At 65.1% G+C, this 17,732-nt stretch carries 14 protein-coding genes; 11 read left to right on the top strand and 3 right to left on the bottom strand.

The genetic code is table 11. The features are described from left to right. Positions 1 to 55: 55 nt before the first annotated feature. The 4 genes from LQ954_RS04005 (at position 56) to pncB (ending at position 7,419) form a co-directional block, all read left to right on the top strand. Positions 56 to 3,250 carry an efflux RND transporter permease subunit gene (locus tag LQ954_RS04005; protein WP_231022090.1) on the top strand — a complete coding sequence of 1,065 codons (3,195 nt, stop codon included), beginning with the start codon at positions 56 to 58 and terminating at the stop codon, positions 3,248 to 3,250. Further along, complete coding sequence (locus tag LQ954_RS04000) at positions 3,243 to 4,403, top strand: efflux RND transporter periplasmic adaptor subunit (protein ID WP_231022089.1); 1,161 nt, start codon at positions 3,243 to 3,245, stop codon at positions 4,401 to 4,403. The genes LQ954_RS04005 and LQ954_RS04000 overlap by 8 nt, the downstream gene beginning before the upstream one ends. Next, complete coding sequence (locus LQ954_RS03995; RefSeq protein ID WP_231022088.1) at positions 4,390 to 5,811, top strand: efflux transporter outer membrane subunit; 1,422 nt, start codon at positions 4,390 to 4,392, stop codon at positions 5,809 to 5,811. Before LQ954_RS04000 ends, LQ954_RS03995 begins: the two co-directional genes overlap by 14 nt. Positions 5,812 to 6,114: 303 nt before the next feature. Beyond that, positions 6,115 to 7,419 carry a nicotinate phosphoribosyltransferase gene (gene pncB, locus LQ954_RS03990; protein ID WP_231022087.1) on the top strand — a complete coding sequence of 435 codons (1,305 nt, stop codon included), beginning with the start codon at positions 6,115 to 6,117 and terminating at the stop codon, positions 7,417 to 7,419. A 13-nt stretch (positions 7,420 to 7,432) separates the two neighbouring features. Here the strand turns inward: pncB and LQ954_RS03985 are convergent, their stop codons facing one another. Together LQ954_RS03985 and LQ954_RS03980 are read right to left on the bottom strand one after the other, a co-directional pair. Next, complete coding sequence (locus tag LQ954_RS03985; protein ID WP_231022086.1) at positions 7,433 to 8,596, bottom strand: acyl-CoA dehydrogenase family protein; 1,164 nt, start codon at positions 8,594 to 8,596, stop codon at positions 7,433 to 7,435. Continuing rightward, entirely contained in the window at positions 8,593 to 9,363 is a 771-nt protein-coding gene (locus tag LQ954_RS03980; RefSeq protein ID WP_231022085.1) for an IclR family transcriptional regulator, read from the bottom strand. Before LQ954_RS03980 ends, LQ954_RS03985 begins: the two co-directional genes overlap by 4 nt. Before the next feature lie 101 nt (positions 9,364 to 9,464). Between LQ954_RS03980 and LQ954_RS03975 the strand changes: the two genes are divergently transcribed. The 7 genes from LQ954_RS03975 to LQ954_RS03945 all read left to right on the top strand — a co-directional run bounded on the left by LQ954_RS03975 (position 9,465) and on the right by LQ954_RS03945 (position 17,142). Next, positions 9,465 to 10,382 (top strand): SDR family NAD(P)-dependent oxidoreductase, encoded by a 918-nt coding sequence (locus tag LQ954_RS03975; protein WP_231022084.1) that lies wholly within the window; start codon positions 9,465 to 9,467, stop codon positions 10,380 to 10,382. 11 nt (positions 10,383 to 10,393) lie between these two features. After that, positions 10,394 to 11,575: an acyl-CoA dehydrogenase family protein gene (locus tag LQ954_RS03970; RefSeq protein WP_231022083.1), complete on the top strand. Its 1,182-nt coding sequence runs from the start codon at positions 10,394 to 10,396 to the stop codon at positions 11,573 to 11,575. A 1-nt stretch (position 11,576) separates the two neighbouring features. Further along, complete coding sequence (locus LQ954_RS03965) at positions 11,577 to 12,779, top strand: CoA transferase (RefSeq protein ID WP_231022082.1); 1,203 nt, start codon at positions 11,577 to 11,579, stop codon at positions 12,777 to 12,779. A gap of 95 nt (positions 12,780 to 12,874) precedes the next feature. Beyond that, entirely contained in the window at positions 12,875 to 14,521 is a 1,647-nt protein-coding gene (locus LQ954_RS03960) for a S10 family peptidase (protein WP_231022081.1), read from the top strand. A gap of 238 nt (positions 14,522 to 14,759) precedes the next feature. Further along, positions 14,760 to 15,926 (top strand): CaiB/BaiF CoA transferase family protein, encoded by a 1,167-nt coding sequence (locus LQ954_RS03955; protein ID WP_231022080.1) that lies wholly within the window; start codon positions 14,760 to 14,762, stop codon positions 15,924 to 15,926. Further along, positions 15,923 to 16,585, top strand: a complete 663-nt coding sequence (locus LQ954_RS03950) for a TetR family transcriptional regulator (RefSeq protein WP_231022079.1) — start codon at positions 15,923 to 15,925, stop codon at positions 16,583 to 16,585. Before LQ954_RS03955 ends, LQ954_RS03950 begins: the two co-directional genes overlap by 4 nt. Positions 16,586 to 16,674: 89 nt before the next feature. Continuing rightward, positions 16,675 to 17,142 carry an OsmC family protein gene (locus LQ954_RS03945; RefSeq protein ID WP_231022078.1) on the top strand — a complete coding sequence of 156 codons (468 nt, stop codon included), beginning with the start codon at positions 16,675 to 16,677 and terminating at the stop codon, positions 17,140 to 17,142. A 119-nt stretch (positions 17,143 to 17,261) separates the two neighbouring features. On the opposite strand, the gene LQ954_RS03940 is transcribed toward LQ954_RS03945, so the two are convergent. Continuing rightward, complete coding sequence (locus LQ954_RS03940) at positions 17,262 to 17,603, bottom strand: SWIB/MDM2 domain-containing protein (protein WP_415837082.1); 342 nt, start codon at positions 17,601 to 17,603, stop codon at positions 17,262 to 17,264. Positions 17,604 to 17,732: the final 129 nt, after the last annotated feature.

The raw sequence follows: 17,732 nt of genomic DNA, 5'->3' as shown, positions 1-17,732 counted from the left end.
GGGAGGCGCCCGGCGCTCCTTCCGTTCAACAAAACGATCATTCGGGGGCGTGCACATGATCGGCATCGTTCGCGTTGCGCTGTCCCGTCCGCTCACCTTCATCGTCATGGCGATCCTCATCGCCATCCTGGGCTTGCTGGCGGCAGTGCGGACGCCGGTCGACATCTTCCCCGAGATCCGCGTACCGGTGATCGCAACGGCGTGGCAATATGCCGGCCTTCCGCCCGAAGAGATGGCGGGCCGGATGCTCGTTCCGTTTGAACGGACGCTCACCACCACCGTCAACGACATCGATCACGTCGAGAGCCAGTCCATGCAGGGCATGGGCGTGGTGAAGATTTTTCTTCAGCCCGGCGCCGACGTCCGCACGGCAACCGCGCAGGTCACGTCTGTGTCGCAAACGATGCTGCGCCAGATGCCACCCGGCGTTACCCCGCCGATGATCGTGAACTACAGCGCGTCGACCGTGCCGATCCTGCAGTTGGCGCTGCAAGGCCGCGGGATGTCGGAGGCGCAGCTGTTCGACCTGGCGCAGAACCAGCTTCGCCCGCCGCTCGTCACCGTGCCCGGCGCCGCCGTCCCGCTTCCCGCCGGCGGGCGCCAGCGGCAGATCCAGATCGACCTCGATCCGCAGGCGCTCCAGTCGAAGGGCCTGTCCGCGCAGGACGTCGCCAATGCCATCGCGGCGCAGAACCAGATCAATCCGGTCGGCTTCGTGAAGATCGGCACGCTGCAATATGCCGTCCGGCTGAACAACGCGCCGCGCTCGGTCGAGGAGCTGAACAACATCCCCGTGCGCACCATCAATGGTGCCACCATCTACCTGCGCGATGTCGCCAATGTCCGCGACGGCGCCGCGGTTCAGACCAACGTCGTTCACGTCGATGGTGGCCGGTCTGTGCTGATGACGGTGATGAAGAACGGCGCCACCTCCACGCTCGACATCGTGGAGGGGATCAAGCGCAAAGTCGCGCAGGTGCAAAAGACGCTGCCCGACGCCGTAAAGGTCATTGAGCTTGCCGATCAGTCGATCTTCGTCCGCGCCGCAGTGATGGGCGTCGTGGTCGAAGGCGCGATCGCCGCCGCCCTCACCTCCGCCATGATCCTGCTCTTCCTCGGCTCGTGGCGCTCCACCGTGATCATCGCCATCTCGATCCCGCTCGCCATTCTCTTCGCGATCATCGGCCTCGCGCTTACCGGCAACACGCTGAACGTGATGACGCTGGGCGGCCTTGCGCTCGCCGTCGGCATCCTTGTCGACGATGCGACCGTCACGATCGAGAACATCAATTGGCACCTGGAGCAGGGAAAGCCGGTGCAGCAGGCGATCCTCGACGGTGCGCAGCAGATCGTGGCGCCCGCCTTTGTCGCGTTGCTCTGCATCTGCATCGTGTTCGTGCCGATGTTCTTCCTGCCCGGTGTCGCCGGCTTTCTCTTCGTGCCGATGGCGCTGTCGGTCGTGTTCGCGATGGTCGGCTCGTTCATCCTGTCACGCACACTGGTACCGACGCTCGCCGCCTATCTGCTGAAGCCGCACGCGCCCGGCCACATTCACGAGGCGGGTACGCCGGGCAGCCGCAACCCGCTGGTTCGTTTTCAGCGCGCGTTCGAGGCCCGGTTCGAGCGGCTGCGCAGCGGCTACGGCGCGATGCTGGGCAACGTGCTGGCCGCGCCCCGTCCCTTCATCATCGGCTTTCTCGGTCTGATCGCCGCCTCGTTCCTGCTGGTGCCATTCCTGGGCCAGAACTTCTTCCCCAGCGTCGACGCCGGCTCCATCGCCATCCACGTCCGCGCGCCTGTCGGCAGCCGGATCGAGGAAACCTCCGCCCAGCTCGACCGCATCCAGCGCACCATTCGCCAGATCATCCCGGCGAAGGAGCTCGTCTCGGTGGTCGACAACATCGGCCTGCCGTCCAGTTCGATTAACAACATCTACCTGAACTCCGGCACGTTCGGGGCGCAGGATGGCGACATCCTGATCCAGCTCAGCCACGATCACGCGCCCACCGCCGATTACGTGGCGGCGCTGCGGGAGGCGCTGCCTCGCGCTTATCCGGGTACCAGCTTCGCCTTCCTTCCCGCCGACATCACCAGCCAGATCCTGAACTTCGGCGCCCCCGCCCCGATCGACATTGCCATTGCCGGAAAGAATGCGGCGGCCAATGCCGATCTCGCGCAGCAGATCCTGCGCCGTATCTCGCGCATCCCCGGCGTTGCCGATCCGCGCATCCAGCAATCGACCCGCCTGCCGCAGCTCAATGTTGACGTGGACCGCTCGCGCATCGGCCAGTTCGGCCTAACGGAACGCGACGTGACTACCAGTGTCGGCGCTTCGCTCGCGGGAACCCAGCAAAGCGCCCCCGTCTTCTTCCTCAATCCCGAAAACGGCGTCAGCTATCCAGTGGTTGCCCAGGCGCCGGAATATCGCGTCGGCTCGCTCACCGATCTGTCGAACATCCCGGTGACGGCGAGCGCACAGGGGCGCCCCTCCCAGGTGCTCGGCGGCATCGCCACCATCCGGCGCAGCAACGCCCCCGCGATCGTCTCCCGCTACAATATCGAACCGGTCACCAACGTCTTCGCCACTACCAGCGGCCGCGATCTCGGCGCGGTATCGGCCGACATTCTTGCCGTGATCCGGGAAATGGAAGCGAAAGCGCCGCCGGGAACCAGTATCACCCTGCGCGGTCAGTATCAGACGATGCGCGACGCCTTCACCGGCCTCGGTTTCGGTCTGCTTGGCGCGATCGTGCTGATCTACCTGCTGATCGTGGTGAACTTCCAGAGTTGGCTGGACCCGTTCGTGATCATCACGGCCCTGCCCGGCGCGCTTGCGGGCATCGTGTGGACGCTGTTCGTCACTGGTACCACGCTGTCCGTGCCTGCCCTGACCGGCGCGATCATGTGCATGGGCGTGGCCACCGCCAATTCGATCCTGGTGGTCAGCTTTGCGCGCGAACGGCTCGCCGTGCTGGGGAATGGCGTCGCCGCTGCCCTGGATGCCGGAATGACTCGCTTCCGCCCCGTGCTGATGACAGCGCTCGCCATGATCATCGGCATGTTGCCGATGGCGCTGGGCCTTGGCGAAGGCGGGGAGCAGAATGCGCCGCTCGGCCGCGCGGTCATCGGCGGCCTGGTGGTCGCCACCTTCGCGACGCTGATGTTCGTTCCCGTGATCTTCAGTCTCGTTCACCGCCGCACGCAGGCAGCGGCGCCCCAATCCGATGCCATGGAGCCTTCTCATGCCTGATGCCCCCGCCGCACCTCGCCGCTCGCGGTGGGTCGCAGTGACTGCCGGGGTCGGTGCGCTGGCGCTGGTCGCCGCTGGCGGCATCGTCAGCCGCATGAGCAACGAAAGCCGCCTCACCACCCTTGCCGCGGAATCGGCGGTCCCTACCGTCCGGGTCATCCGGCCGGAAACCGGCACCGGCGCTGGCGAGCTTGTCCTGCCGGCGGATCTTCGCGCGCTGAACAGCGCGCCGATCTACGCCCGCACCTCGGGCTATGTGCAGCGGTGGCTGGTGAACATCGGCGAAACGGTGCGCCGGGGCCAGGTACTGGCCGTGCTCGACGCGCCGGAGGTGGAGCAGCAACTCGCGGCCGCTCGCGCCGATCTGGAAACCGCACAGGCCAATCGCCGCCTCGCCGCCACCACGTCTAACCGTTGGGACCAGATGCTCGCCAAGGACGCGGTCTCCCGGCAGGAGGCGGATGAGCGCCGCGGCGAGCTTGCCGCCCGCACGGCGGTCGCGGCGGCCGCCGCCGCCAACGTCCGCCGGCTCGAAACCATGATCGGCTTCACGCGTCTGCGCGCCCCCTTTGATGGCGTGGTGATCAGCCGCAATGCGGAAATCGGGGCGCTGGTCACCGCCGGCAGCGCCAGCGCGCAGCCGCTTTTCACCATCGCTGACGTGAAGCAGATCCGTGCGCTCGTCCGCGTGCCTCAGGCTTTTTCCGCGCAGGTAACCCCCGGCATGCCCGTTACGCTCGGCCTGCCGGAATATCCGGGGCGAAGCTTCACGGCGACCACCACGCGCAGCGCGGGTGCCGTAGACCCCACTTCGGGCACCGTGCTGGTCGAATTGCAGGCCGCGAATGGCGATCGCGCGTTGAAGCCGGGCGCTTATGCCCGCGCCACTTTCCCCATTCAGAATGCGCCGGGCGGCGTGATGGTGCCTCCCGGCGCGCTCATCTTCCGCCCGGAGGGGGCACAGGTCGCCGTGCTGGACGCAAATGGCCGCGCCCGGCTTCGCGACGTCGCCATTGGCCGCGATCTCGGCAAGTCGGTGGAGATCACGAGCGGGCTCACCATCCGGGATCGGGTCATCGACAGCCCGCCGGACTCGTTGGCCAATGGCGACCAGGTCCGGATCGCTGCGGCGGATACCGATGGCTCCCGCTAAGCTTTTCCTCTTCGCCGGCGTCGCGCTGCCGGGCCTTGTGCTTGCCGGCTGCGCCACGGCGCCCGATTACCAGCGTCCCGAAGTACCCGCCGCCGTTGCCTTCAAGCAGGTAGACGGCTGGGTGCCTGCCGCTGCCGAGGCGCGACCGGCGCAGCAATGGTGGCAGGTCTTCGACGATCCCGCGCTATCCGCGCTGATGCCCCGCGTTGCGTCGGACAATCCCGATCTCGCCAGCGCGGTCGCTCGTTATGAGCAGGCGCTTGCCGCTGTCGGCCAGGCTCGCGCGCCCTTGTTACCGCAGGTCGATGCCGGCGCTGATCTTTCCCGCGAACGCCTCTCCGCCGCACGCCCCCTCGCCTCTTCCTCGGCGCTTTACACCGAACGGCAGGTCGGCGCGTCTTTGTCCTATGAGCTGGATCTGTTCGGGCGCATCCGCAACCAGCTCCGCGACGCCCGCGCCCGGGCGGAGGCGAGCGACGCCGATACCGCTGCGCTGCGCCTCGGCCTGGAGGCGCAACTCGCCGGCACCTATTTCGACATGCGAGCGCTCGACGCCCGGCTCGTGCTGTTGCGCGAGACCGTCACTGCCTTTCAGCGCGCCTATCAGCTCACGGATACCCGGCACGGCGGCGGCATCGCGTCCGGTCTCGATGTCAGCCGCGCGGCCACCGTACTCGCCAATGCGCGCGCCGAACTCGATACCGTTGCTGCCGCTCGGGCGCGAAACGAACATGCCATCGCCATTCTGATCGGCGAAAACCCGGCCACCTTCTCCATCCCTTCGGCTCAGCAGGATGTGCTGCCCCCGACCATACCCGTTGGCCTCCCTTCGACGTTGCTGCGCGATCGCCCGGACGTGATCGCGGCAGAGCGCAGGGTCGCGGCGGCCAACGCCGGCATCGGCGCGGCTCGCGCTGCCTTGTTCCCGCAAGTCACTCTTGGCGCTGCCGGCGGCTTCCAGGCGGTGCGTGGCGACATTCTGGGCGCATCGAGCACCTTCTGGGCACTGGGCCCGCTCTCCGCACTCGCCTCCGTGTTCGACGGCGGCGCCCGCCGTGCCGCCGTGCGGTCGGCACGCGGCCGGTTTGACGAGGCAAGCGCCACCTATCGCGCGACCGTGCTCAACGCCTTTCGCGAGGTGGAGGACGATCTGGCGACCGGCCGTCATCTCGCCAACCGTTCCGTCAACCTGCTCACCGCCGCTCGTGCTGCCGAACGCACCCGTGAGCTTGCCCTCACCCGCTATCGCGACGGCGCGTCGGATTATCTGGAGGTCGTTACTGCCCAGACCGCCGCTCTGGATGCGCAGCGCGCGTTGATCCTGAACCGTAGCGAACAGATGCGCATCGCCGTCGATCTGGTCCGCGCACTCGGCGGTCTATATCCGGCCGCCCCTCCAACCGGCTGAGCCGAACCGCGGGCGATGCGCGCCGCTCCTGGTTTGGTCCGCGACAGCAGTCCTTGTTCGTGCGGTTGTGAGCAGCGCCCCACCACGGCAGCGCCTCGCAGCCCGTGCACGTCTCACGCTTCAGCCATCATTTTCCCGAACTGGCCGTTCGCCTCCAGAACCAGGCCAATTTTCGCCAGCGCTGATCCGCTCGCGTAACGTCGGCGGCCGTTCGTCTCCGCGCGGCGGCCAGTTAATCAGCTCGTATGCGGGCCATTCGGGCCCTGCGTGGAACGAAGCACGCATCTCGGGCAATCCACCTGCATGACGGTCACCGATCTCGCCACGCGCACCTACAACCATAGCTTCCGGCTCGATCCGATCGTCCGCAGCCTCCTCGATACCGACTTCTATAAGCTGTTGATGTTGCAGCTTATTCAGTCCCGCCATCCCGACACTCAGGTTACCTTTTCACTGATCAATCGTACGCGCACGGTGCGATTGGCGGACGTCATCGATGAAGCGGAATTGCGGGAACAGCTCGATCACGCCCGAACGTTGCGGTTTTCCAAGAAGGAATTGATATGGCTCGCAGGAAACACCTTCTACGGCGTAGAGCGAATGTTCCGCCCCAACTTCTTGAAATGGCTCGCAGAGTTTCAGCTTCCTGAGTACGAGTTGCACAAGGTCGACGGCCAGTTCGAACTCACCTTCTCCGGGCCATGGGCGTCCACCACCATGTGGGAAATCCCTGCCCTCTCGATCGTCAACGAACTCCGCTCCCGTGCCGCCCTGCGCCACCGCGGCCGGTTCGCGCTTGATGTCCTCTACGCTCGTGCCAAGGCGCGGCTTTGGGCAAAGGTCGAGCAATTACAGAATCTTCCCGATCTCGCCCTGTCAGACTTCGGCACCCGCCGGCGCCACGGATTCCTTTGGCAACGCTGGTGCGTGGAGGCGCTGAAGGAAGGGCTCGGCTCGCGATTTATCGGCACCTCGAATGTGTTGCTCGCGATGGACGCCGATCTCGAGGCGATCGGCACCAACGCCCACGAACTCCCCATGGTGGCCGCCGCCCAGGCCCGCAATGATGACGAACTCGCGCGCGCGCCCTACCGGGTACTCGAAGAATGGCAGGAAGATTATGCCGGTAACCTGCTGATTGTACTACCAGATACCTATGGCACCGCATCGTTCCTTGAAGCCGCGCCCGACTGGGTGGCGAACTGGACCGGCTTCCGCCCGGACAGCGCCCCACCAATTGAAGCGGGGGAGCAGATCATCCGTTGGTGGCAGGAAAAGGGCCAGGATCCCCGCGGCAAGCTGCTGATCTTCTCCGATGGTATGGACGTCGATTCCATCGGAGCGACCTATCGCCACTTTCATGGCCGTGTGCGGATGAGCTTCGGCTGGGGCACGAACCTCACCAACGACTTCAGGGGCTGCGACCCGGAGGGAGACGCACCGCTCGCTCCCTTATCGCTGGTGTGTAAGGTCGTCCGCGTCGATGGCCGGCCCGCCGTCAAGCTCTCCGATAATCCGGCGAAGGCGACGGGAGAACCATCGGAAATCGATCGGTATCTTCGCGTGTTCGGCGGTGCCGGGCGGGTGTCGGCACCCGTCCGGGTCTGATCGCCGCGCCTCGTCAGAAGCTGCGCGGCATGCCCAGAACGTGCTCACTGACGAAGCTCAGGATCAGGTTCGAGCTGATCGGGGCAACCTGATAGAGCCGCGTTTCCCGGAACTTGCGCTCCACATCATAATCGGCCGCGAACCCGAACCCGCCGTGCGTTTGCAGGCAGGCATTGGCCGCTTTCCAGGACGATTCCGCGGCAAGATGCTTGGCCATGTTTGCCTCCGCACCGCACGCCTGGTGCGCATCGAACAGCCTGCACGCCTCGTAACGCATCAGGTCAGCGGCGCGCACTTCCATATAGGCCTGGGCGATCGGGAACTGGACGCCCTGGTTCTTCGCAATCGGCCGATCAAAGACGATCCGCTCCGATCCATATTGAACGGCACGCTCCACGAACCAGTAACCGTCGCCAATGCACTCGGCGGCGATCAGTGCACGTTCTGCATTAAGTCCGTCCAGGATGTACCTGAAACCTTTACCTTCTTCGCCAATCAGGCAGTCCGCCGGCAACGCCAGATCGTCGAAGAACACTTCGTTTGTCTCGTGGTTCACCATGTTGCGGATCGGCCGGATCTCCATGCCGTTCCCGATCGCCGCCTGAAGATCGACCAGGAAGATCGAAAGCCCGTCCGCCTTCTTCTTCACCTCTTCGAGCGGGGTAGTTCTCGCCAGCAGGATCATCAGGTCCGAATGCTGGATGCGGCTGATCCAGACTTTCTGGCCGTTCACGACATATTTGTCGCCGCGCCGCTCGGCTCGCGTCTTTAGCTCGGTCGTGTTGGTGCCCGTGGTGGGCTCCGTCACCGCCATGGACTGAAGGCGAAGCGCACCGCTCGCGATATCCGGCAGGAAGCGCCGCTTCTGCTCCTCCGAACCATGCCGCAGCAGCGTGTTCATGTTGTACATCTGCCCGTGACACGCGCCCGAATTGCCGCCCGCGCGGTTGATCTCTTCCATGATGATCGAGGCCTCGGTCAGGCCGAGCCCTGCCCCGCCGTAGCTTTCCGGGATCAGCGCCGCCATCCAGCCTGCCTTGGTCAGCGCCTCAACAAAGCTCTCGGGATAGGCACGTGCCTCGTCTACTTCGCGAAAGTAGCTGTCACCGAACTCGCGAACGAGCGCACGAACAGCATCACGGATCTCGGGAAAGTCGTCGCGAGCGGCGGGAATCATGATCGGACCTTTCTGATCGGCGAAGATTGCTTCTGGTCGAGCGCGGCGATCTCGTCGGCAAGCTCCACAAGCCCCCGGGCGACATCGGCGAATTCCTGGTCAGTGATCGAGCCGGCGAATACGGAAGCCGAGACGCACAGCGAATGTGTTTCGTCCGGCAGGCAAACGGCTATCGAGGCGATCCCGGCGTAGCTGAAGCCGTCGTCCACGCCAAACCCTTGCGCCACCGCCTGATGAACTTCGTCCACATAGTCATCGAAGCTGATAGGTCGCTGCCAGCGCACGGCGGCGAACCGACGCGCAAGCTCGTCGCGGCTCACGCGCTGCCCTGCCGCGAGTGCCCGGCCAACGGCACCACTGCCGATCGGCTGGCGCTGCCCCTCTTCCATGTGAATGCGGGTGGCAGCGACGCTCTGGCCCAATGCTACCAGTTGCAGGCGATCGCGCCCTGTCACGCGCCACAGGCCGACCGGTGCCCCCCATGTCCGCGCCGCTCGCTCGAGAAGCGGCCGCGCGCGGGCAACGAGCCGTGTTGCACGGTCAAGGTCACCCGCCGCCAGCTCCGACCATGGCGCCGCCAAGGCATAGCGTTTGCCCTCGCCAAGCGAGAGCACCCCTTCCCCCACCAGCGTTCGCAGAAGGCCAAGGCAACTCGATGGGCTGATGCCGCAGGTCTGCGCGATCTCTGACAGCGTCAAGGCGCGACCATTCGCCAGCGCGCGCATGATCGCGAAAGCCTGAACGACAGACGGCACCGGAGAACCCATATCGACCTTCTAGTCTTCATCAGACTGAAACCGCAATGCGCCACCTTGAAATGAGCGCTGGCGCGCCGTAACCCGTGCATCCGCAGTTCAAGGAGAGCGGAATGGCGGGTATTCTCGAGGGCAAGGTCGTCGCGGTGACTGGCGCCGGGCGCGGCATCGGGCGTGAGATCGCCTTGCTCTGCGCCCGCGAAGGCGCGTCGGTCGTGATCAACGATCCGGGCGTCGGCGGTGGCGGCGAAGGCGGCGAACCGGGCCCTGCCGAACAGACCGCGTCGGACATCGTCGCCGCGGGCGGCAAGGCCGTCGCCAATCTCGCCAGCGTCGCCGATCCCGCCGCAGCCGCCACCATCGTCGAGGATGCGGTGAAGCATTTCGGCCGCATCGACGCGGTGGTGAACAACGCCGGCATCCTGCGCGATTCGATCTGGCACAAGATGAGCCACGAGGATTGGCGCGCGGTGATCGACGTTCACCTCAACGGCGCGTTCAACGTCTCCAAGGCGGCCACGCCCTATTTCCGCGAGCAGCAGTCCGGCAGCTTCGTCCACTTCACCTCGACGAGCGGCCTGATCGGTAACATCGGTCAGGCGAATTACTCCGCCGCTAAGGCCGGCATCATCGGCCTGTCCCAGTCAATCGCGCTCGACATGGCGCGCGCCGGCGTCCGCTCGAACTGCATCGCGCCGTTCGCGTGGAGCCGCATGACCGCCTCGATCCCGGCCGAAACTCCCGAAGCCAAGGAGCGTGTCGCCCGCCTCCAGACGATGAGCGCCGACAAGATCGCGCCACTGGTCGCGTTCCTCGCCTCCGATCTGTCGAAGGACGTCAGCAACCAGATCTTCGCGGTGCGCAAAAACGAGATCGTGCTCTTCTCCAAGCCGCGCCCGATCCGCTCGATGACGAAGCTGGAAGGCTGGACGCCGCAGTCGATCGCCGACGAGCTGATCCCCTCCTTCCGCCCGAGCTTCGCCCGCGCCGACGAAGTCTCCGCCCACGTCTTCCCCTACGATCCGATCTGAGGCCACTGCCCATGTCCAATCTCAACCCCGGCATGGATGCCGAGACGTTCGAACAGTTCATCGATCAGCTGCGCCGCTACGTGCGTGATCGGCTGATCCCGGCCGAACGCGACATCATCGAGAGCGACTGCATCCCGCCCGAGATCATCGACGAGCTGCGCGAGATGGGCCTGTTCGGCATCACCATCCCGGAGGAATATGGCGGCGCGGGGATGAACATCTCCCAGTACACGCGCACGATCCGCGAACTGGCCTATGCCATGCCGTGCTTCCGCTCGATCATCTCGATCACGATCGGCATGTTCACCTCGGCTATGAAGAACGGCGCGACCGAGGCGCAGCGGCAGGAATGGCTGCCCAAGCTCGCCGCCGGCACGATCACCTCCTTCGGCCTGACCGAGCCAGGCTCCGGCAGCGATTCAGCCGGCATGCAGACGATGGCGGTCCGCAGCAGCGATGGCGGCTGGGTGCTGAACGGCACGAAGCGCTACATCACCAACGCGCCGCAGGCGGAGGTGGCGCTGATCATGGCGCGCACCTCGAAGGAGCCGCTGCCGAAGAACGCGCACGTCTCGGCCTTCATCGTCCCGATGAACACACCGGGCGTCAGCGTCGGCAAGTCCGACAAGAAGATGGGCCAGGCTGCGAGCCACATCGCCGACATCATCCTCGAGGACGTGCACCTGCCCGCGGACGCGTTGCTCGGCGGCGAGGAAGGCAAGGGCTTCATCACCGCGATGAAGAGCCTCGACAACGGCCGCCTCTCGGTCGCCGCCGCCTCGATCGGCTATGCCCAGCGCGCGCTCGATTCGGCGCTCCGTTACGCCAACGAGCGCAAGGCGTTCGGCGAGCCGATCGCGAATTTCCAGCTGATCCAGCAGATGCTGGCCGACAGCGATATCGAGATCTACGCCGCGACGACGATGCTGGAAGACGCGGCGCGCCGCGCGGACGCTGGCGAGAACGTGCTGCGCAAGGCCGCCGCCGCCAAGGTCTTCGCCTCCGAGGCATGCGGCCGGATCGTCGATCGCGTGGTGCAGGTCTATGGCGGTGCCGGCTATCTCGCCGAATATGAGGCGGAGCGCTTCTTCCGCGATGCGCGCGTCTATCGCATCTACGAAGGCACCACCCAGATCCTCCAGCTCCAGATCGCCAAGCACATGCTGCGCGAGTTCAACGCCGGAGTGAATTGAGATGTACAACCTCCTCCCCGGCCTGACCGTGATCGAGGCGTCGTCCTTCGTCGCCTCGCCCACCGCCGGGCTCTATCTCGCGCAGATGGGGGCGGAGGTGATCCGCGTGGACCAGATCGGCGGCGGCCCTGATTTCCGCCGCTGGCCGGTCACGCAGAAGGGCGACTCACTCTATTGGGAGAACCTCAACCGCGCCAAGAAGAGCCTCGCGCTCGATCTCGGCCGGCCGGAGGGGCGCGAATTGCTGCAGGCGCTGGTCCGCGCGACCGGGCAGTTCGTCACGAACTTTCCGGTAAAGGGCTTCCTCGCCCATGAGACGCTGGCGCAGGGCCGCCCCGATCTCATCACCGTGCGCGTGATGGGCTGGCCCGACGGCAGCCCGGCGCTTGACTATACCGTCAACAACGCGGTCGGCTATCCGATGCTGACCGGGCCGGGTCCGGACCCGGTAAACCACGTCCTCCCCGCCTGGGATCTGCTGACCGGCGCCTATGCTGCCTTCGCGCTGATGGCCGCGCTGCGCCGCCGCGACGCCACCGGCGAAGGTGGCGAGATCCGCGTGCCCTTGTCGGACGTCGCAATCGGCACCGTCGCCAATCTCGGCGGTATCGCCGAGGTGATGGACACCGGCGCTGACCGCCCGCGCCTGGGCAACACCGTCTTCGGCCTGTTCGGGCGCGATTTCACGACGCGCGATGGAAAGCGGACGATGCTTGTCGTCGTCACCCATCGCCAGTGGGCGAACCTCATTGCAGCGCTGAACCTCCGCGACGCGATCGCGCGCGTCGAGGCGGAACGCGGCGTCAGCTTCGCAAATGACGATGGCCTGCGCTTCACCCACCGCGATGCGCTGTTTCCGCTGTTCGAGGCTGCGATCGCCGCGCGCGATCATGCCGATCTAGCCGCCGCCTTCGACGCCGGCGGCATCGTCCACTCCGCCTACGGCACCATGGCCGATGCGGTGCGCGATCCCCGCCTCGTCACCGAAAACCCGATCTTCGGCACCGCCGACGATCCCAGCGGCACGCGCTATCCCGCGGTCGGTGCCTTCGCCACGCTGCCGGGCGAGGAACGCCGCCCACCCGCTCCCGCGCCGCGCAACGGCCAGCACAGCGAACAGGTGCTCGCCGAAACCCTCGGCCTGTCATCGGGTGAGATCGCGCGGCTGTTCGACGCCGGTATTGCCGGAGGTTCTGGGCGCTAAAACAAATACGAATGTGCCTTGGTCACCTGAGCGGTTGCGCGTGAGCGGGAACAGGTCAAACATGATGTCCTATCTCCCGCAAAAATGAGTTGTTCGTGACCAAGCACTTCCTTCTCGCGCTCATCGCCAGCTCCGCGCTTTCCGCCCCCCTCGCCGCCCAGGAAAAGCCTGACGCTAAGCAGCCGCCCGCACGCACGCACGCCGAGGCGGTGAAGGCCGAGGCGGAAGCTGCCTGGGCCAAGGCGCCGATCGAAGAGACCGAGACTCGCACCCGCGACAGCGTCACGATCAACGGCAAGCGCTACAATTACGTCGCATCGGCCGGCACGCTGACAACGCGTGACAACGAGGGGAAGCCGACCGCCTCGATGTTCTACACCGCCTATACGCTGGACGGGACGAAGCCGGGCACGAAGCGGCCGATCACGTTCCTGTTCAACGGTGGTCCGGGCTCGCCCTCCTTCTGGCTCCGCATGGGATCGTTCGCGCCCGTCCGCATTCGCACCACCAGCCCTGAGTTCGTGCGCCCCGCGCCCTATGATGTCGGGCCGAACCCGGATTCGCTGCTCGACAAGACCGACCTCGTCTTCCTCGACGCGATCGGCTCGGGCTATTCGCGCCCCCTGGGTGATGCGAAGCCGGGCGACTTCTATGGCGTGGACGAGGACGTCGACGTTTTCGCCCGCGCGATCATGCGCTACGTGACCAAATACGGCCGCTGGATGAGTCCCAAGTTCATCCTGGGCGAAAGCTACGGCACGCTGCGCGCTGGCGCTCTGGCTTATCAGCTGCAGGACCGCGGCATGGCGCTGAACGGCGTGATGCTGCTCAGCTCGATCATGAACTACGGCTATCGCCAGCCGGGTCTGGACCAGGTCTATATCAATTATCTGCCCAGCTACGCCGCGACTGCCTGGTATCATAATCGCCTGCAGAACCGCCCGGCAGACGTCGCCACGATTGTCGCTCAGGCGCGCGCCTTTGCCACCGGGCCGTACATGGCCGCGCTCGCCAAGGGCCAGCTGATCTCTCCGCAGGAGCGCGATCAGGTTGCCGAGCAGATGAGCCAGCTGACCGGGCTCAGCCCCGACTTCATCAAGCGGGCAAACCTGCGGATCGATCTTCCGCGCTTTCAGAAGGAATTGCTGCGCGGGTCAAACCGCACGGTCGGCCGGTTCGATTCTCGTTACCTCGGCGTGGACACCGATGCGGCGGGTGAGCGCCCCGAAACCGATGCGTCGTCGGACGCGGTATCAGGCGCGTACATTGCCTCGTTCCAGGACTATGTGCACTCGACGCTCGGCTACAAGACCGACCTGCCGTACCGCTTGTCGGCCCGCGACGGCGCCGGTTGGAAGTGGAACTGGGCGCATAAGGCACCGGGTGGCGGCTATGGCAGCCAGAACAATCCTAATACCGCGATCGATCTCGCCGCCGCGATGCGTACCAATCCGTATCTCAAGGTGCTTTCGCTGAACGGCTATTACGACATGGCCACGCCCTTCTTCGGCACCGAGAACGATCTTGGCCACATGATGCTGGAGGCGGCGCTTCAAGCGAACCTGACGTACACCTACTATCCCGCCGGGCATATGACGTATCTGAACCCGGACGCGCTGCGTCAGATGAAGCGCGATCTGGCCGGCTGGTATGACGAAGCGGTGAGCGATGCCCGCTCCGCAACCCCGCCTGTGCCACCCTCAGGGCAGGCCGGCACGGTGACCGGCCAGACGCCGAACTGATCGACAGGCCCGCAGCGCGCCCGAGTGGCGCGCTGCCACCCCGTAACTCGCAATGCTGGAACGACGAACGTCCACTTCCTGCATCCCGCTCAGTCCGTCGCGCCGCCGCGCCTTGTCCCGTCGCATCGGGTCCACCGCTCCCCTTGAACGATCGTAAATTGGCGGGTTACGAGAACAGTTAAACACGCGGCACGCCTTTGTTGGGGCAGATGGTCGCGGCTGATCGGGGAGACGGATAGTGTTGCAAGGCATTCGGGTGGTGGAGCTGGCCACCTATGTCGCTGGGCCCGGCGCGGCCGCTTTACTGGCGGATTGGGGCGCGGAGGTGATCAAGGTGGAGGCGCCCGGGGGCGATCCGATCCGCACTTTCTATGCGTCGGTCGGCCGTGACGATGCCGAGAACCGCGTTTTCGAGAACGACAATCGCGGCAAACGCTCGATTGTTCTCGACTTGTCCACTCCGGACGACGCAGAGGTGTTGCGCCGCCTGCTTGCCACCGCCGACGTGTTTGTCACGAATACGCGACCGCAAAGCCTGGAGCGGCTCGGCATTTCGTGGGAGCAACTTCGCGCCATCAAGCCGGATCTGATCTTCGCGAACTTCACCGGATATGGCCCAGTGGGCGTGGATGCGGACAAGCCGGGCTTCGACATCACCGCCTTTTGGGCACGATCAGGGCTTTGCTGGCTGACCACGGTGAAGGGCGGCGATCCAGCCCAGTTGCGCACGGGCATCGGTGATCACATGTCCGCCATGGGGCTCGCCGCCGGGATCATGGCCGCCCTGTTCCACCGCGAGCGGACTGGTGAGGGTCAGAAGATCGAAACCTCGCTGCTCCGCATGGGCATCTATGCCGCGAGCAGCGAACATTCGGTTCAGTTGCAGCTCGGCAAGCTCGCGTCCCCTCGCCCTCGTGCCCAGGCGCAAAATCCGCTCAACAATTTCTTCAAGACCTCCGATGACCAGTGGTTCGTCGCCGTCCCTCGGCAAGGGGCGGATGACTGGCCACGCTTCGCCGCCGCGATCGGCCGGACTGATCTGGTCGATGATCCCCGCTTCAACTCCATCCGCGCCCGTCGTACCAATGCGGCGGAAGTAGTGGCGCTACTGGACGAAGCCTTTGGGCAAATGACCTGGGAGGAAGCGCGTGCCGTTTTGACAAGGGAGAAGCTGGTCTTCTCTCCCGTCCTGTCCGTGGCGCAGGCAACACAGGATGCACAGGCGAACGCCGCCGGCTGCTATGTTGACGTTGCCGACGAGGCCGGAGAAACGATCAGGGTGCCCGCATCCCCCATCGACTTCGGTGTACCTCGCCCGGCGCTTCGCCGCGCCCCGGCCCTTGATGCTGACGGGGCAGCAATCCGCGCCGAGCTCAAGGTCGGCCCCGGTGGAAGTGCCGCGTGAGCAAGCTCGTTCATGCTCAGCAGGAAAGCACTGAGCTTGCGTTGACCGGTTCCGGCCGCGCCGCGCCACTGGCCCGCGATCTCCTGCTGCAGGCAGCCAGCGATCTGATGATCGAACTCGGCACGCCCGATGTGTCGCTGCATGCCATCGCTCGTCGGGCCGGCGTCACTGCGCCGTTGGTCAAATATTATTTCGGCGGCAAGGAAGGGCTGCTGCTGGCGCTGGTGGAGCGGGACACGGCGCGTTCGCTCGCCCAATTGGAGGCGCTGAACACCCTCGAGCTCGATCCACTTTCCAAGCTCAAGCTTCACATCAACGGGATTGCCCGGACCTATAGCCGCTATCCGTATCTTGTCGGCTTGCTCAATCACCTGTTGCGGGAGTCCCGCACGGAGGCTTCGGAGCAGATCAAGACGAGCTTCGTCACGCCGCTGATCGACGCGCAGCGACGGATTGTAGAGGACGGCATCGCAGCCGGACAGCTGCGCCCGATCGATCCTGACCATATCTACTACATGATTGTCGGCGCGTGTAATTACCTGTTCTCGTCACGCGTGGTCTTCGCGAACATCATGGGCGAGAAGCTGAATGGCCCTGAGTTCGAGCGCGATTTCGCTCACTCCGTGATCGACGTCATTCTGCATGGACTTCGCGTCTGAGCTTACCAGGCGCGGTGAACCTTTTCGCCGCCGCGAAGGCTGATAGAGTTGGACCATCTCCATGCGAACTGCATACAGGAGGGCCTGAGGTGAAGATCCACCGCTATGTGCTTAACCTGGAATGGACCGGCAACCGCGGTGAGGGCACACGCACCTTGTCCGGGTACGGGCGAGAACACCGGATATCCGCCGGGGCCAAGCCACCGATCAACGGATCATCAGATCCCAGCTTCCGCGGAGACCCAACATGCTGGAATCCGGAGGAGTTGCTCGTTGCGTCAATCGCGGCCTGTCACAAGCTCTGGTACCTTGGCCTCTGCGCAGAGGCTGGCGTGATCGTTCAGGGCTACACGGATCAGCCCGAGGGCCTGATGGTCGAGGAGGCCGGTGGGGCGGGTCAGTTCGAGAGCGTCACCCTGCGTCCGTGCGTCACCATCGCCGCCGGATCAGATCCCGAGCTCGCCGTGGCCCTTCACGATAAAGCGCACGCCATGTGCTTCATCGCGCGATCAGTGAACTTTCCTATCCGGAACCTGCCGACCGTACGCACCGGCTGACATCGAACTTGGCCACCGGCCGAACGTAGCGTCGGATGACGTGACGCAGATGACCGGTGGTCGAGATCGCGCCCCGCACTGACGGTGCGTTTCATCAAGCGCGATGCCGATCCGGGCGTTCAGTCCTTCTTGGCGGACAGGTGCTTGCTGAGGTGCTTGTTCATCTCGAACATAGTCACGGATTTCTTGCCGAAGATCTTCTCCAGCTTGTCGTCCGCGTTGATCTGGCGGCGGTCCTTGGCGTCCTGCAGATCGTTTTTCTTGATGTAATCCCACACCTTGCTGACGACTTCGCTGCGGGGCAGGTCGTTCTTGCCGACGATTTCGGCCAGTTCAGGGGAGGGCGTCACCGGAGCCGTGATGCCGCCGCGAGCACCGCCGGCAGGCTTCCCGGTGGCCTTCACCTTCTTTTCCGCCGCCTTGGTTTCGTCTTTGCCACGCTTTTCTGCGGTCCGCGCCATCGGTCTCTCCTCTTTGTTGCCGGATCCTAACACCGGATAGCCGCCAATCCAGCGTGTTTAAGCGACACGGCTTGGCGAAGTTCCGCGATAGGTGCGCAATCGCGCAAACGCGCCCGCCCTGAACCTGTC

This window comes from Sphingomonas sp. IC-11 (assembly GCF_021043365.1).
In the GTDB taxonomy this organism is placed as follows: Bacteria; Pseudomonadota; Alphaproteobacteria; order Sphingomonadales; family Sphingomonadaceae; genus Sphingomonas.
Note: the sequence above shows the minus strand (reverse complement) of the source record. Positions and strands in the feature narration are given on the sequence as shown.